We start from the raw sequence: 16,034 nt of genomic DNA on the forward strand, positions 1-16,034 counted from the left end.
TTATTTCAAATCTTTTTTTCTTCTTTCTTCACTCATTTTAAAACCAGTAGGAACTGGTTTAAAAGGCTTATTGGGTGATCTATAAAATCTTTGAAATTCTCTTAAAGCAGTTGCGTTAACTGATGATACAACAAAATAATCAAGTTCACCGCCCCTAACTCTTGCGACATCTCTTTCATAAGATTCTTTTAAAGGACCTCTTAATCTCGTGTCTCCATATTTTCTATTGTTCACTTGAGCTACATAACAATGTAAATCATTACTTGTAGCCGAAATTATATGATTATACATATCGATATCTTGATTCCATTCAACTACAAAAAGAGTATCAATTTCACCTCTAAGTACTTGTCTATAATCAATATTTAATAAATCATTACATATTAATCCGCCGAAAAAGAAATTGTTATGTTCAATTATATACTTTAAATTGTTTTTTGGATTCAGCCTCATTCCTCCTACATTGAATAATTCCGATTCTTCATGTATTGCTGGTATAGTTTTCTCTTGAATAATTGCTATTTGATCATTATACTTCCCATTGTTCACATTCAAAATATATAGCAACTGATTAGATACATTGCCTACATAATTATTCTGAATTGATTGAGAATACTCTTTTTCGTACTCAACACCAGTGATTAAAGATATTCCCTTAGATTTTAATTTTTTTGCAATATCTAATATACTTTGTCTCGGCATAGAAAGTTCTGGTAAAACAATATAATCGACATTAATCTTTGATCTACTACACTCCTTTAAAATATCATTAATAATTCTATTTATTCTTGTAAAACGTGAACTATCTGGTTCAAAGTTATCACCTCTTACATTCGATTTCCATGATTCGTCTGTAGTTAAAAAATTCGTTAATACCAGTTTTGGATTTTCAGTATTGATTTTTGTTGGAAATTTAATTAAATTGAACTTTGAATCAGATACATTACTATCAATATAACTGTCATTAATTTCTAAGCTAATATTAGGTATATTAAACAAATTAAAATAACTTTTAAAGTTTGTTGAATACTTATCTTTATCAATAGACCATTGAGAGTATATCATACTAAGTTCTAAAGCATTTAATTTTCTCGTTGAAAAATAAATTGCATTTGGGAGAATTTTAGAATCGTTTGTTTCTGATGAAAATTTTTGATTTATATTTTTAAAAAAATCTCTATAAGTTTTAATGTCAATAGTATTACAATTTTCACCTAAAACATTTAACATGTAAAAATTAGTCGCTTTGTTGGAGTGATTTCTTTTTTGCCAATCATTTTCAAACAAACTATTCTTAAATGGTTTTTGATGTAAGTCACATAAGAAAAGCATCAAAGGATATGCTTGCAATTTTTGAAAGTTGCTTCTTGATGATGTAGTAGATTTTAAAAAGTAATCATAAATTAAAAAGTCAAAATTCGATAATTTTATAGGAATGTTTGACAGTATAGACTCTTTAATTTTTAGGTTTAAAAAAGATTCTGATTTTTTTAAAATTTCATTCCTTTCTTTTGTTTTATGTAATATTTCCCAAGAATTTAGATAACTTTTTAAAAGTTTTAAATAAAGTTCATTAGTATTAGTTGAAACAGTAAGACCAAATATTCTTGGAATGTATTTTAAGTAAGTAGCAATATTCTCAGGTGTTATTATAAAATCAGAACATATTGCAATAAAGTCTTCTAATCCTTTCTTCCATTCTTTTTTAGGAGCAGTACTTGTGAAGTTTTCAAAATTTCTTAATCGCAATGCAAACTTCATTCTTTTAATGCTAACTCCATCAGCTTGCCTTAGATTACTAGATATCTCTTTTATATCATTGCTACTCGATGTTACTTCTTTATTTAGATTCAAAAGATCATCTTCAGAGTCTGGCAATAAGCGCCATTCGCTACTATTTTCATTCATGGTATCTTTTATTGTTTCGATAAAAGTTTTGCCAGAAAGTCCATGTAAGATGAATAGTTTTTCTTTATCCGAATTAAGTGTTATTGTTTTTTCAAAATTCCAATAAGTGTCTATATTAAAGTTTATCTTTTTATCATTTAAATTTTCTAATTGCAACTTAAAAATCTTGCTTTTAAAAAAATCCCAAAAGTCTTGACTATTTTTAAAACCTAATTTATCTTCAATAACTATAATTAAATCATCGACATATCTACCATAATAAAGAGGATTTAAATTATTTTCAATTTCTTTATCAAGATCATGCAAAAATAAATTTGCTATAACTTTAGAAGCGCTTAAACCTATTGGTATTCCTATGTGCTTTTCAGCTATATCAAACCCTAAATTTTTAATTTTCTCATAGTTAAATTCACTCCACAATTGTAAACAATTACAAAAAATTAAATTCAAATTTGAATGTTTAAAAATTTGTTCTTCATTACTTGTTTCAAAAAATTCTTTTAAAAAAAATGGATCTATTGAATGATAAAAACCTTTAATATCTGTTGTTAAAACAGCAATTTTTTTATTCTCATCTAAAGACTTTTCAATTTGGGTTAAGCTATTTTCTTGCCAACGCTTGTAATCCAAAAAATATGGTCTAAAATGACTATCTAATTTTTTATAATCCTTTTCAGAATATCTAATTAAATTATCAACAAACTCATTTTCCTTTTGAAAAGGTCTATCTAATCTACAACCATAACTATTTTTAGATACATTTTTTTCTAAATGAACACCTATTTTATCTATCCATAATGAGCCCAAAATTTGAAATTCAATTGAATTATCTCCAATATATCGATATTTAATTTTATTTGGTACTAGAGAATCTTCAAAATGATTTGAAAAATAAATTCCTGAATCATTCCTGTCTGAATTTGTAATTTCAGTTGATTTTAAACAAACATTAAAGCCTCCAAAAAAATCAGGAGAACTAAAATATTGTTCATTATAATTATTAAGATTTTCTAATAAAACTTCAAGGTTTTCAATCAAATATTTTTCAAAATCAACAATCTTAAATATTGATATATTGCTCTTATCATGATAGATATCATTTTTAACTTTTTTATAGGCTATTATAAGATCTTCTAAAGTATAGTTCATTGTGTTGTTTGTTTTTATTAATCCTCAACCACCATCCCCAAAACCTCATCCTATTTAGAATACGATTTCAAGTTTTTGGTAGCTTCTTTCTTCGTTTTACTTTTTACTTTCCTTCCCCTTCACAAACAATCCAGCTGTGTATTTCTCATACAATTCAAATAAAAACACCATTCTATTTGCTTCACTCGTAAAGGCTTGACTTCTATATGTGAGGTCAACCGCTTTATCTAATTCATTATGCGCTTTTACTAATGCGGGAGGCATAGTTAGCGGGTCGTATAAATCGGCTAATGAACTATTAGGAAACTCGGCTCTTGCATCTAAAACCTTTTGCGCTTTTTCTTCTACTGCTTTTATTTGTTTATCAGTTGGGTTTTCCGGCCACGGGAAATTATTATAAACAATATCTTTCGAATATCTATAATCACTTTTCAATCTTCCACAAGTAGTTTTTACCCAAGCCATGTGCATTGTTGACATTAATACTCCGAAATGAAATAAAGTGCCATTTGGAATTGACATACAAGTATCACTTACAATTGAATTCTTATCAAAAAATCCCATTGGAATATACTTTCTGTTTTCCGAAGAAACTCTTGGGACGACAATAAAAGTATCAGGTCTATTTTTATCTCTAAATAAAGTCGGGGTCAATGCAAATTTTTGAGTAGATGGAGCAACACTACTTAAACGGAATTGCTTAACTAATTCAACTCTTTTTAAAACCTCTGGCATTTGTTTTAATTCGTTTGGTTCTGCATTAACAAGCCATAAGCACCAGCGTTTATGACCATTTAAAAATTCGTAAGCCGATATAAGAGGTAAAATATATTTTTCCGCTTTGGGTTCTTTAATTAAAAACTCATTTTTTTCTTCGTCTGTCAAAAGTAAGTTTCCTCCATCTAACGGCATATTCCCAAAACTCATTTTTGGAATTGGACAAATAGGAGTTGTTCTCTTTTCAATTAAAACGTCTTTTGCGTCAACTAAATAAGGGTTTATATTTTTCGCTTTTATTTCATGCGCTTCACCCCTAATGTCATCGTATTCAAAAATGGTTTTATTAGTAGTATCATAATTAGCAAATCCTACTATCACACAAAATACCGCCGCATTGCCTTTTGCTTCATTACTCCATTTAAAGGTGCGATGTGCAAAATAAATTTTTACACCATACTTGTTTAACATTTGCCCCCACAAAATACTTGTTTGTTCGCCTTGAACTATTGAATTTGTTGAAACAAAAGCCGCCTTTATTTTGGTTCCCTGAATATACTTTGCGCTTTTAAGATACCAGCCCGAAACATAATCTAAAACTCCGCTTCCCTGAATGTTATCAAATTCTTTTACAATTTGATTTCGTTGTATTTGGCTCATAATCTTGGAACCAATAAAAGGCGGGTTCCCGATAATGAATGATAGTTTATCTTTTGAAACAACTTCTTCCCAATCGACTTCCAACGCATCGCCATGAACTATTTTAGCCGATTTCTTTAATGGTAGTCGGGCGTAATATTGTCCGAACTCATTACTAATCAACATATTCATTTGATGGTCGATTAACCACATTGCAACTTCGGCAATACGAGCGGGGAATTCTTCATATTCAATTCCGCACATCATATCGACATTCAACCAAATAATATCTCCGATGTCTAAAACACCTTGTCCGGATTTATAAGTTGCTCTTAAAATTTCAATTTCCAATAAGCGCAATTCACGATAAGTAATAACAAGGAAATTTCCGCAACCACAAGCAGGGTCAAGGAATTTAAGTTCGCTTATTTTCTTATGGAATTCGTGAAGTTTATTTTTATTTCCTTTTACACTTTCAAACTCTTTCCAAAGGTCGTCAAGAAACAAAGGTTTAATTAATTTTAGAATATTAGTTTCACTTGTATAATGCGCTCCAAGATTTCTTCTTTCTTTTGGGTTCATTACACTTTGGAACATCGACCCGAATATTGCGGGAGAAATTTTACTCCAATTAATACGGCAACAATCTATTAACGCTCGACGCATCTTGCTGTCAAAACTCGCCATTGGTAAAATTTCCTCAAATAACTTTCCGTTTACATAAGGAAACTCGTTTAGTTGCTCGTCAAGGTTTTTAAATCTTTTGTCGTTCGGAGTGTTTAATACCTGGAATAGTTCTTGAAGTTTCGGAGCAAGGTCGCTTCCGTCTTCATTGGTTCTAAACTCAATATAATCTTGAAATTGTTGTAGTGTAAAAATCGTTGTGTCTTCGGCAAACAAACAAAACAAAATACGAACCAAATACACTTCTAACGAATGTCCGGTATAACCTATTTCTTCTAATCGGTCGTGTAGTTTACCCATTAATTCAGCCGCTTTTATATTGGCTGGATCTTGTTCTTTGTAAACCTTTTTTTGATAGCCAATAAGATAGCCGAAGTGCTGAACATTATTAATTAAATCGTTCAGTTTAAATTCGATGAGGTTGTCGTCTTCTAAATCGTAAAGTCTAAAAACCTCAAAATCGGAGATAAGAATGTATTTGGGTAATTCGTGTTGTTTTAATCCGTGAAGATAATCTCTTGCTTGTTGGTAGGCTCGGTCAAGGTTCTTGCCTCGACTTTTCATTTCGATTAAGATAGTTCCCTTCCAAAGTAAATCAATGTAGCCGTCCTTTTCATCAAGTTTTTTTACTCGATGCTCGAAGGTTGCAACCTTTTTGCTGTTTATTCCGAAAACATTAAAAAACTCGACTAAAAAAGGTTTTGCGTCTGCTTCCTCATTGTGTGTATCTTCCCATTCTTTTGAAAATCTTACTGCTCTATCTTTAATCTCATTCCAACTTAAAGCCATAATTCTTTAAAATTTGTTTCTTTCAAACATAACTATAAAAAAAGACTTACACAATCACCAATATTTGTGACTTTGAGGTTTTACTAAAACTAAACGAGCAATTAATTTGTGCTTATAAATAAATGCACTGAATAATTACTAACCTCTCATATTTAGCCATTTAAAACTATGATTGAAGTAATTATCCTGTTTGATAAAAAATGTGCCTAAATAATTTTTAATTTTAAAAAAATCACAATGTTGTGCTAAAATTATTTTTCATAAAAAAATTGGCACGATATTGTGCCTAAATTAAATTTTGAAATAAATAATCACAAACATTTTGCATTTAGTATGAATCTTCGAAAATTATTAGGTATCACTCAGGAAGAGGCTGCTGTACTGTTAGGTATTCCTAAAGCACAAATTTCTATGTATGAAGTTGGCCAGCGGGATTTACCCACTCATGCTCTAGTTAAACTGGCCACTTTGTCGAATCATGTGAGTGATGCCATGAATAAAAGAAAGGATGCTGGTACAGATAAAAAAGCGTTACAAAAAGCATCGGTCACCACTATTGAGGAGATGCTTGCCAAACATGAATTAAAAAAGAAGCAACTGGAACGCAAGCTAAAAACAATGATCGCCAATGAGCAAAAGGCATTTGCGGCGATGCAAGTGGCTATCTACGAAAAAGAAAACAACAAAGAAGCTCGCAAAAATGAACTAGATCACTTATTATCGCAAGCCGAAAAGAAATTGGCACGGAACAATTGGCAGGAACAGTTGGCCTGTCAGTATGAAATAGTGGCATTAGATGGCATGATTAGTGCGCTTAGCGCTCATAAGAGCAAGCTGATGTAACGCTCCACCAGAAGGTTTAGTATAAAAATTAACGTAGATTTAGGCTTTGATTCTGGTCTTGTTAATCTTGTGCTAAAAGATAGTTTTGTAAGAATTTTTGGACTGAATTTTGTTTTGATTGCTGGTATAACATTTAAACATTTTATATCATGTATTCAATTGAAAAACTGACACAGGTATCTGATTGCGACGCTGTGTTAACTTGGGCTCAAACTGAGAAAGAGAATTTAGAATTAAAAAAGCTAAACGAGAGTAAACTGACTCGAAATTATGCTAATACTTCTTTGAGTATCGAAACTGAACTACAGTCGGTCATCACGCAAATGAACACGATTAATGCTATTTTACCAACGCTTCCTGAGGGTAGTATCAAGGAGGAAAATTTAAAGAAGCTCCGCAAACTGGATTACAGAAAGTTTCTTCTGGAAGATCGTAGAATCAATTATGGTGTGGTAGCTTTGCTGGAAAAGGAGTTGGACGTAGAACGTATCTCGAAGGAGATTGTCGAGATTGATGCGTTTATGACTTCAGTAACGCAGAAGAAAGCAACGTTGTAGTTTTCTTTTTAGGTCATTGAAACCCCAAAGGTGTTAGCTTTTGGGGTTTTGTTGTTTTCCCTTCGACTACGCTCAGGGAACATTGAGAAAGTGTTGTGACTTCGACTACGCTCAGTCACCAAATACCCTCAGTCACCAAATACAATTACCAACCATAAAAAACGTTAGCCTAACGGAGATTGAGCGGAGTCGAAATCGTAGTGTGGCTTTGCCCTTCGACAGGCTCAGGGTTCAGCTCAAGCAACAAGACATATTAAGGCAACTATAGAATTGATTCGGGGTCTGAGTCTGTCGAAGGACGAAATCGGAGTGTGGCTTCGAGAACCTCAGCCACCGTAACCCTAAAACGTCCTCTTGGTGGCTGAGACTGTAGTTGTTGCCTGAGGCCCTCGAAGGCAACATAACGTGATTCTTGAAGGCAAAGCTGAACTGTGACTTCGGCTACGCTCAGCCACCCTAGAAGAATGTTATTTAACGGAGATTGAGCGGAGTCGAAATCGTAGTGTGACTTCGGCTACGCTCAGTCACCAAGTATGCTCAGTCACCATTCTTAAACGGTGGTTGAGCGGAGTCGAAACCACCTTTATAATTCTGAAAATGGGTTTCATTAATACATTGAGCGGCTTCTTTCAATGATTTTTCACAAGATGCTATCAACGCCTCTTTCTTTTTCCTACTCCAGCCTTGTATTTGTTTTTCTCTGTGAAAGGCTTCGTCTATACGTTCGTATTCTTCGCAATAGACTAAGGAAACGGGTAGTCGTTTTTTAGTGTGGTTTGCTCCTTCCCCGTTTTGATGTTCTTGTAATCGTCGTTCTAAATCTATGGTACTTCCTGTGTAATAACTTCCGTCTGAACATTCTAAAATGTACATATATCCTTTCATGGCGTGTAATTCATTTTAGATAAAAATACTATTTTCTGCATAAATTAAAACCATGTTCCCTTCGACTCCGCTCAGGGAACGATATTTAAAAATTAAATAGCAATTCAATAAAAAAGGGCATCAAATGATGCCTTTTTTATATTCGTAAACAAATTTTAAAAACCCTTAATTTTCGTTAGTCAATGTGACATTTTTAGCTACGGTTTGAATTACTTGTGTTTCTTCTGGTTTTTGTTGCTGTACGCCATTTGGTTTAAGGTATTTAGCCTGTATTGATTTGTCATGCCAAAAAAGTGAAGCTTTCTTTTCTTCTCCGTTAACTTTAAAAACAATAGGTTTAAAAGGAACTCGCATTTCATCCACCCCATATTCTCCATTTACAGTCCCAGCCAAAATTAATTCTTGTTCTGGTGCTAACTTAATTAAGTTTAGCATATTCGCAATTTGAGCTACACCAGCAGCAGCACCTATCAACAAATAAATAGGACACTTTGTACTAAAAACAGGATCCATCAACATGGCATGAAGTGGACTAGGACTTACAGAAGCATTATACTTTATTTTATTAGGTTTTATTTTTAGAATTAAATTTTCACCTTCACTTTCCGAATTAATTCCAACTCTCAAAGTATTGTTAGGTATATTAACACTTACATTACTATTAGTATTTTTTTCATAAGATGTAAAACAAAAAAACACATGTCCTAAATCTATAGGAATCAATTCTATATTGGAATCTAATGCTCCATTAACATTTCCAGAAAATTTTAAATTAATCTCAGATAGTGTTTGACTAAATTGTAAGGAATCAAAATTAATGATAGCTTTAGCATTTCCTGACACACTCCCCTTAAATCTCCCTAGTGCTAAAAAATCTAAAGTCTCCCTCCATACGTTACAAGCAGCTACTTTTGCTTCATTCTCTACTTGATGAGCAATACGAGCTGTCTCACGAGCTGCCTGCCATACAATTCTCTCTGCTTCAACCCTTAGTCTACAAGCTCTTCTACTTGCTGCACAAGCAGGATCTTCGATGCGAACTCTTCTACAAAATGGACACACACCAATTGTTACTGTACGCATACAATTCCAATCACAGCTATCACCATTAAAATCTGGATAACTAAATGGCGTTCTTACTTTTTGGCAGTCTATATCACCCCTTTTTACTTCTAACTTTTCATTAAACGTAGATTTAGGAATCTCAAAACTTTGTTTTAAAGTTATGGGCTTTGAAAAAGCTGTATTCAAAATAGTTGCTATTTCGCTTTTACTAATATTCACTGTAGTTAAAGAAGCGACATCAATAGGTTCGTATACTTGTGACCAAATGCTATCAAATTTTTTATTGTATTCTTTAAACAACTTATTCAATTCAGAATTAGTTCTACCTTGTCTAGAATTTCCTTTTATCAAGTCTAGAGTAGGCTTACTGCTTTGCAATTCGGCCATTAAAGAAATTCCTTCTGATTTAACACGAATAGAAGTTTTTTTTACAAATCTGGAAACTACAATAGAATCTATACTTACCTCTGTATTTTGATCTTTAAATATCTCTTTCAATTTAAGTTTATAAACTTCTCCCCATCCTATATTAATAACTGTTGGTTTTTTAAAAATTTCTCCATTTGCGTTATCTATAAAATGTTTAAGAATTGGTGTTATTAATTTTGCCAATGCTTTTCCTGAAAGTTTTGGTCTTTTTAGGAATTTAACATTGCTAACTTTTAAAGATTGTATTGCATTTCGTAAATACAATGAATCTTTTACTGTAGATATAGCTGTAACGCCGCTAAAAGTACCTTTAACATCTGCATTGTATTTAGGGATGTTAAGCAAGAAATCTGCTTCAACAAAAATACCTTGTCTATCAAACGATAGTTTGGGTTCTATACTTTTTAGAATTACATCTTCACTTTTTACTGCTTCTGCTGCTTTTTTTAATTCTTTAGGTAGATATTGATTAATTACATCTTTATCTATGTGAACTCCTATGTGGGAATTAAAATCGTTAAGTTCTTTTAAATTTACATCTGTCGATGCATATTGTTGATCTATTGTTGAAAGAGGTGGAAACTCCCTATTCACATACATTTTGACAGGTTTGCAACCACACAAATTTAGTGCAGTCACAACCATAATCATGGTTTTAAAAAATAGTTTCATAGTGTTTTATTTAAGTTGTTTATTTGAGTGAAATCTCTAAATTGATTTATTTAGAAGTGGTATTGAGTGGTTTAAAAATCCCAATATCCTTTAAGTTGAATGCTTTAGACAAAGTAGCTCCAAAAAAGGGCCTTGGATTCTTAGACGTATTTGTGACTTCAGCTTGAAGCGTTATACCAGTAACAGGTTCTGTAATCCAAACTCTACCTGAAAAGAAAATATCATGACTTCTTGTAGTAACTGTAGTATTAGTAGTCATCGATTGTGTAGGATAAAAATTTGAAGAATATCCAGTAGATGCATGCATTCTAACACTTATGGCACTATTTTCTAATGCTACAAATAATCCTGCTAAGCCAGCATTAAATGAATACTCATTGAACTGTCTATTACTGTTTGAATCGAATACCATCGAGCCTGGAATTATGCCACTGACCATAGTTGAATCTTGCAAAATAGGATCTTTAAACTGCTGATTAATTTTAGTTCTTCTCCAAACAAATTCTAAAGACGGTGAGTAATAGACTTTTAAGTCACTCTTTTCATTTTTGTTAAAAAAGGGAACTAAAAGGTTAATATGAGCCCCAATATTGTCAGACACTCTAGTAGTGATCATTTTACTTTGCTCAGTATATTTTAAATAAGTACTATCTGTTTGCTTAATCATTTTTGAAGTTCTTCTAACGTTTCCTGTAGAATCTATATCACTCATGGTTCTATTACCATATAAGCTTAGATAAAATCCGTAACGATTTTTATTTTTAACTGGAGGAATAAAAACATTAGTTGCAAAAAACAGATTCTTAGGCTCAGTACCATTCACTAAGTCAAAGTTTGTTCCTGCATAGGATAAGTAGGAATAATTACTAAATGCCTTTTCCTCTTTCTTTATGCCTTTCACTATGATTTCAATCTTTTGATTATCGGCTAGATTCATTTTAGTTACCGATTTTTTATTCTTATCAAAAACATCTATTGATAAAAACAATTTACGATCACTAGTTTCTAAAGAGTCTTTCAAAATAGTTAGATAAATAACATCTTCAGCTTTTGTACTAGTCAATAATCTTTCTTTAAAATCAAGAATATATTCTGAAGCTGATAAGGTAGACTTCATAGAGTCCACTTTAATTCTCAAAGAATAATCATTTAAGTTTTCAGGCAAAGCCTGTTTAACTTTCAATTTAATTTTTTCTATTTTATCGTCTTTGGCGCTTTTTGAAAAGGTTATTGACTTACTTTCAAAAGCTACACTATATACTTCTTGCCCATAACTGTTTAAGCACAGACTTATAAGAAATAAAATGAGTAAGGTGTTGCGTTTCGTTTTCATACTATTAGTTTTAAAATTGTCTTGGTACTTTTATTGTATAAGTCAAATTTAAATTGGTTAAATAGGTTAACTCTTATGGTAAACCCTACTTAAAATAGTTCTTTCCCTATTTCTTAATTCATAGGCATCAAGGTCTTTTTATTAAGAAAAAAGTGATATTTTAGCAAGAATCAAGGCATTAGGGATATCTTACTCACGAAATAGGGTTTTCCCTAGTTTGATAAAAAACAGAATGAACAAACTTTGTAAAACAATTAACCTAACACACTACATTATGAAAAAAACGGTACTTATTATGCTCTTTTCTGTTGCTATCATAGGATGCAAGAAAGAAAAACAAGTTGATGATTCAGGTGAAAACATTCAAGTTGAGGCAAAAATTGATTCACTATGTAACAATACTTTAGTAGAAGAACTTCTTAAACAAGAAGGAGATTCTGCTAAACAAGATTGGTTAAAAAAACATGGAGCCGAATTATGCGCTCTTGATTTACAAGATTGCATGCTATCACTGCACGATATCAAAGATGCTGAAACCTTTGAAAAATTTGCAAAAGCTCATACTGAAAACAGTAACTCTATCCGTTATTATGACAAACCATGGAAAGAAATTAAAGAGACTATTGCAAATGACTCTTGCTATAACTCTTATGTAAGCTTTGATATGTCTAGTACAACATTAAAACTTAAAAAAGTGAGCTTATTTTCTACCAATGAAACTTGCTATTCGATTCCTTTTTTCTTGAATCTTGAGAAGAAATATGAATTAACTGATAATGATACTATCCATTTCACTAAAGCTATGATTAATGTAAAAGTTGAAAATGGAGAAAAAGTAAAGGAAAAAGTAATCTTCAAGATAACTAAAAAAGGAATGGAGGCTGGTTATTATGATTTATCTGATTTCCCTGGTGGGGTTAAAGATATTATAGTTTCTAGTGGTTTCTAATTAATATTGAGTTCTGTTCTTTAAAACGAAATAGTATGATAGATTTTTTTATTCAATCAATTAATTTCATAAAAATTTATGTGATTATTACATTGATTTATGCAATGACATTAGGTTTTCAAAAAACGAACTATCGAATTTTGATTACTATACTATTAATCAGTTTTGGAACAGAACTCATAAACTCTGCGCTATTATTCACAAATAAAACAATTGGGTTTTCCTCGACTATAAATGTAATTTTGCATAATGGTCTTTGGTTACTACTTCTTTTAAAAAACAGCAAGTCTAAAAAAGTAATGGAAGCTGTTACTATCATTTTTTTTAGTTATGCTTTCTTGAATTTGTTCTTACTAGAAGGTACTGATAAATTCAATTATATCACTTTTATTGTTGGAGCTTTATTATATATAGGGGCCTTTATATGGGAAAGTTTCCATCATCTTAAACTGGAAAACTTTAGTTTCTTTACTGCAAACAAATATCTATTATTAGCTGCTCCTGTCCTTTTCTTTTTTGGATTAAGCTTTGTATTTGGGTTTAAAAGTAAAGAGTTGGCATCAACAATTGTTTTTGGGAACATCAAACTATATGCTCTAATTATGACTGTTGTTAATGTCATCTATTACACTTTGTTGAACATCTATATTTTTAGAGAAAAAAGAGCACAACATGTATAGTATCGCTTTTGGTATCATAATCAGTTTGCTTTTTGTACTATTGTTGGTACTGTTTTGTATACTCATTATTAAATTATACATAAACAAAGTAAAAAACTACACCAAGCTTATTTATCAAAAGGACATTGATTTTCAAAAAGCACTCAATCAAACCATTATTGAAACACAAGAGCAGGTACTCAACAACATCGCTCAAGATTTGCACGATGATGTAGGCCAACAACTTACTTATATTAACTTCCAGATAGAAAACCTAAAACTTGATAACGACGCTTTTAAATCTAGTTTAGAGCCTCTATCAGAATCTGTTGGAAACCTATCACACTCTATTAGAAGTGTAAGCCACTCTTTGAGCAATCAGTTAATAGTACAACAAGATTTACTAAAAGCCATTACAAATGAAGTAAAGCGCTTGCAAAAAAATACCAAGATTAAAATTGAATCAAACATTGAAGAAACTTCAAGAAAAGAATATTCTATTAATGAAAAAATAGTCGTTTATCGTATCTTTCAGGAGATTATTAATAATTGCTTTAAACATGCAAAGGCAAGTAAAATTAGCATCAACATTAATACATTGCCTAACTTTAGCATGACAATAAGCGATAACGGTAAAGGATTTGATAATGCCAAAATAACTAACAAAGCTACGCTAGGCATACATAATATGAAGAATCGCGCAGCAATTATTAATTATCATTTTGATATAAAAACAAGTATTGGAGAAGGTACAACTATTGTCCTTTCAGAAAAAGTATAAACGTATGACTGCACAAAAAGCAACGATTTGTATTATTGATGACCACGCCATCGTTAGACAAGGTTTAAAAGAGCTTTTGCACAAGCTAGGTACTTATGAGGTAATACATGAATTTGATAATGGGGAGGAGTTTTTAGAAAGTCTTCCTTTACAACCTAAACCAGAGGTTTATATATTAGACTACTCGATGCCAAATATGAATGGTATTGAAGTCTTACAAGCACTTGAAGATAAAGAAGAAGAGTACAAAGTGTTATTATTGACTCAACATTTTGATGAAAACATTATTAACAGTAGTTACCACCATGGCGCAAGAGGCTTTTTACATAAAAACTGTAGCGCTGCCGATTTACAATTTGCCATAGATAACATCATCAAAATAGGCTACAATAATATCACTGATATCCTTAAACGGATTAAAAACTATAATGCTCCCCCAACTTCAGAAAAAATAGATATAGTCCTTTCTGAACGAGAACTGACTTTTTTAAAGTTGGTTTGTGATGCCAATGAATTTACTTATGATCAAATGGCAGATATGATGAATTTGTCTATTAAATCTATCGAAGCGTATCGAACCGCTCTTTTTGAGCGTTTTAATATTAAATCGAAAGTAGGACTGGTTTTGTTTTCACACAAATACAAACTTACCGAGCCATTTGTTTAGATTAGAAATCTTTTTTTCGGAATTTAGCAATTCCATTTTGAATATTACAATCCTTTTAAATGCTAAACAAAATACTACTTTTTCCGCTTATATTTTTAGTACGTATTTATCAATATATACTTTCGCCACTAATGCCAGCAACCTGTAGATACCAACCTACTTGTTCCAGTTACATGATAGAAGCCTTAAAAAAACATGGCCCATTTAAAGGCTTATTCCTAGGGCTTAAAAGAATTGGACGTTGTCATCCTTGGGGAGGAAGTGGCTATGATCCTGTACCTTAAAATATTCCTAAAATCATAAAAAGAATTATTGTCGTAGCAATTATTATTGTTATTTTTGAAACACTTTGAAAAAAATATAATATGACACACCCTCTTTACTTTGTTTGGAATCCATCTGAAGGAATACAAATAGGCTCTTTTACAATTCGTTTTTACAGCTTAATGTTTGTAGTCGCTTTTTCTTTAGGCTTTTACATTATGAAAAAAATATTTGAAAGAGAAAAAGAACCTATTGAAAAGTTAGACAATATGTTTGTATGGATGGTCATATCTGTTTTACTTGGTGCCCGTTTAGGACATGTTATATTTTATCAACCAGAATTATTTAAAGAAGATTTTTTTAGCATCTTTTTACCTTTCCGTTTCAAACCTGAATTTGAATTTACAGGTTTTCAAGGATTAGCAAGTCATGGAGCCGCAATATCTGTTATTATTTTTATGTATTTTTTCTCTAAAAAGGTAATGAAAAAACCAGTTTTATGGGTACTAGACAGAGTGGTTATACCAGTAGCAAGTGGGGCTATTTTTGTTCGTTTAGGAAACTTTTTCAATTCTGAAATTGTTGGCCATGAAACAACATCTTCTTTTGGCATCAAATTCATTCAAGATACAATGCGTCCTAACGAAGCAATGCAAAAAACAAATATCCCAAATCCAAAGGAAGCTTATAACGCAATTGCTACAAATCCAAAATTTGCTTATATCTTAGATCAAATACCTGCTAAACACCCTTCACAATTATATGAAGCCTTTGGTTATATTTTCGTTTTTGCCTTATTATTTTTCTTATACTGGAAAACTAATGCTCGCTTAAAACAAGGTTATCTTTTTGGAATGTTTTTAGTAACGCTTTTTACTGTTAGAATTATTGTAGAATCTGTTAAGGAAAGCCAAGGTGGATTTGAAAATGTACTAGGAATGTTGTCAACAGGTCAATGGTTAAGTATTCCGTTTATACTCGCAGGGCTTTATTTGATTTTTACTGCCAAATTAAAAACAGAAGAAGTATAAAAATAAAAAAACC

At 31.6% G+C, this 16,034-nt stretch carries 13 protein-coding genes; 8 read left to right on the plus strand and 5 right to left on the minus strand.

Going from position 1 to position 16,034, the window contains the following annotated elements; translation table 11 throughout:
• Complete coding sequence (locus tag BUC09_RS09975) at nucleotides 1-3,057, minus strand: RNA-directed DNA polymerase (RefSeq protein ID WP_073311116.1); 3,057 nt, start codon at nucleotides 3,055-3,057, stop codon at nucleotides 1-3.
• 96 nt (nucleotides 3,058-3,153) lie between these two features.
• Nucleotides 3,154-5,886: a class I SAM-dependent DNA methyltransferase gene (locus tag BUC09_RS09980; protein ID WP_073311118.1), complete on the minus strand. Its 2,733-nt coding sequence runs from the start codon at nucleotides 5,884-5,886 to the stop codon at nucleotides 3,154-3,156.
• A 282-nt stretch (nucleotides 5,887-6,168) separates the two neighbouring features.
• Here BUC09_RS09980 and BUC09_RS09985 point away from each other — a divergent pair, with 282 nt between their 5' ends.
• Both BUC09_RS09985 and BUC09_RS09990 read left to right on the plus strand, forming a co-directional pair.
• Nucleotides 6,169-6,729 (plus strand): helix-turn-helix domain-containing protein, encoded by a 561-nt coding sequence (locus BUC09_RS09985; protein ID WP_234972548.1) that lies wholly within the window; start codon nucleotides 6,169-6,171, stop codon nucleotides 6,727-6,729.
• A 149-nt stretch (nucleotides 6,730-6,878) separates the two neighbouring features.
• Nucleotides 6,879-7,286 carry a hypothetical protein gene (locus tag BUC09_RS09990; protein WP_073311122.1) on the plus strand — a complete coding sequence of 136 codons (408 nt, stop codon included), beginning with the start codon at nucleotides 6,879-6,881 and terminating at the stop codon, nucleotides 7,284-7,286.
• Between the two features lie 537 nt (nucleotides 7,287-7,823).
• Here the strand turns inward: BUC09_RS09990 and BUC09_RS09995 are convergent.
• From BUC09_RS09995 to BUC09_RS10005, 3 genes are all read right to left on the minus strand, one after another.
• The gene (locus tag BUC09_RS09995) at nucleotides 7,824-8,171 is read right to left on the minus strand and encodes a GIY-YIG nuclease family protein (RefSeq protein ID WP_073311124.1); all 348 of its coding nucleotides are present in this window, start codon (nucleotides 8,169-8,171) and stop codon (nucleotides 7,824-7,826) included.
• A 165-nt stretch (nucleotides 8,172-8,336) separates the two neighbouring features.
• Entirely contained in the window at nucleotides 8,337-10,337 is a 2,001-nt protein-coding gene (locus BUC09_RS10000) for a hypothetical protein (RefSeq protein WP_143161906.1), read from the minus strand.
• Between the two features lie 46 nt (nucleotides 10,338-10,383).
• Nucleotides 10,384-11,670: a hypothetical protein gene (locus BUC09_RS10005; RefSeq protein WP_073311128.1), complete on the minus strand. Its 1,287-nt coding sequence runs from the start codon at nucleotides 11,668-11,670 to the stop codon at nucleotides 10,384-10,386.
• A 274-nt stretch (nucleotides 11,671-11,944) separates the two neighbouring features.
• Here BUC09_RS10005 and BUC09_RS10010 point away from each other — a divergent pair, with 274 nt between their 5' ends.
• The 6 genes from BUC09_RS10010 to lgt all read left to right on the plus strand — a co-directional run bounded on the left by BUC09_RS10010 (nucleotide 11,945) and on the right by lgt (nucleotide 16,021).
• Nucleotides 11,945-12,619, plus strand: a complete 675-nt coding sequence (locus BUC09_RS10010) for a hypothetical protein (RefSeq protein ID WP_073311130.1) — start codon at nucleotides 11,945-11,947, stop codon at nucleotides 12,617-12,619.
• A gap of 35 nt (nucleotides 12,620-12,654) precedes the next feature.
• Nucleotides 12,655-13,299, plus strand: a complete 645-nt coding sequence (locus tag BUC09_RS10015) for a hypothetical protein (RefSeq protein ID WP_073311132.1) — start codon at nucleotides 12,655-12,657, stop codon at nucleotides 13,297-13,299.
• Entirely contained in the window at nucleotides 13,292-14,059 is a 768-nt protein-coding gene (locus tag BUC09_RS10020; protein ID WP_073311134.1) for a sensor histidine kinase, read from the plus strand. The genes BUC09_RS10015 and BUC09_RS10020 overlap by 8 nt, the downstream gene beginning before the upstream one ends.
• 4 nt (nucleotides 14,060-14,063) lie before the next feature.
• Nucleotides 14,064-14,726 (plus strand): response regulator transcription factor, encoded by a 663-nt coding sequence (locus tag BUC09_RS10025; RefSeq protein ID WP_073311347.1) that lies wholly within the window; start codon nucleotides 14,064-14,066, stop codon nucleotides 14,724-14,726.
• 59 nt (nucleotides 14,727-14,785) lie between these two features.
• Nucleotides 14,786-15,010, plus strand: a complete 225-nt coding sequence (gene yidD, locus BUC09_RS10030) for a membrane protein insertion efficiency factor YidD (RefSeq protein ID WP_073311136.1) — start codon at nucleotides 14,786-14,788, stop codon at nucleotides 15,008-15,010.
• An 81-nt stretch (nucleotides 15,011-15,091) separates the two neighbouring features.
• Complete coding sequence (lgt, locus tag BUC09_RS10035; RefSeq protein WP_073311138.1) at nucleotides 15,092-16,021, plus strand: prolipoprotein diacylglyceryl transferase; 930 nt, start codon at nucleotides 15,092-15,094, stop codon at nucleotides 16,019-16,021.
• Nucleotides 16,022-16,034: the final 13 nt, after the last annotated feature.

This window comes from Flavobacterium terrae (genome assembly GCF_900142035.1).
Classification (GTDB): Bacteria; Bacteroidota; Bacteroidia; order Flavobacteriales; family Flavobacteriaceae; genus Flavobacterium; species Flavobacterium terrae.

What these genes read in the sequence shown, in the direction of transcription:
- yidD (WP_073311136.1), top strand. Translation starts at nt 14,786, where the DNA reads ATGCTAAACAAAATACTACTTTTTCCGCTTATATTTTTAGTACGTATT.
- BUC09_RS10015 (WP_073311132.1), top strand. Translation starts at nt 12,655, where the DNA reads ATGATAGATTTTTTTATTCAATCAATTAATTTCATAAAAATTTATGTG.
- BUC09_RS10005 (WP_073311128.1), bottom strand. Translation starts at nt 11,670, where the DNA reads ATGAAAACGAAACGCAACACCTTACTCATTTTATTTCTTATAAGTCTG.
- BUC09_RS09995 (WP_073311124.1), bottom strand. Translation starts at nt 8,171, where the DNA reads ATGAAAGGATATATGTACATTTTAGAATGTTCAGACGGAAGTTATTAC.
- BUC09_RS10025 (WP_073311347.1), top strand. Translation starts at nt 14,064, where the DNA reads ATGACTGCACAAAAAGCAACGATTTGTATTATTGATGACCACGCCATC.
- BUC09_RS10000 (WP_143161906.1), bottom strand. Translation starts at nt 10,337, where the DNA reads ATGAAACTATTTTTTAAAACCATGATTATGGTTGTGACTGCACTAAAT.
- lgt (WP_073311138.1), top strand. Translation starts at nt 15,092, where the DNA reads ATGACACACCCTCTTTACTTTGTTTGGAATCCATCTGAAGGAATACAA.
- BUC09_RS09975 (WP_073311116.1), bottom strand. Translation starts at nt 3,057, where the DNA reads ATGAACTATACTTTAGAAGATCTTATAATAGCCTATAAAAAAGTTAAA.
- BUC09_RS09990 (WP_073311122.1), top strand. Translation starts at nt 6,879, where the DNA reads ATGTATTCAATTGAAAAACTGACACAGGTATCTGATTGCGACGCTGTG.
- BUC09_RS10010 (WP_073311130.1), top strand. Translation starts at nt 11,945, where the DNA reads ATGAAAAAAACGGTACTTATTATGCTCTTTTCTGTTGCTATCATAGGA.
- BUC09_RS09980 (WP_073311118.1), bottom strand. Translation starts at nt 5,886, where the DNA reads ATGGCTTTAAGTTGGAATGAGATTAAAGATAGAGCAGTAAGATTTTCA.
- BUC09_RS10020 (WP_073311134.1), top strand. Translation starts at nt 13,292, where the DNA reads ATGTATAGTATCGCTTTTGGTATCATAATCAGTTTGCTTTTTGTACTA.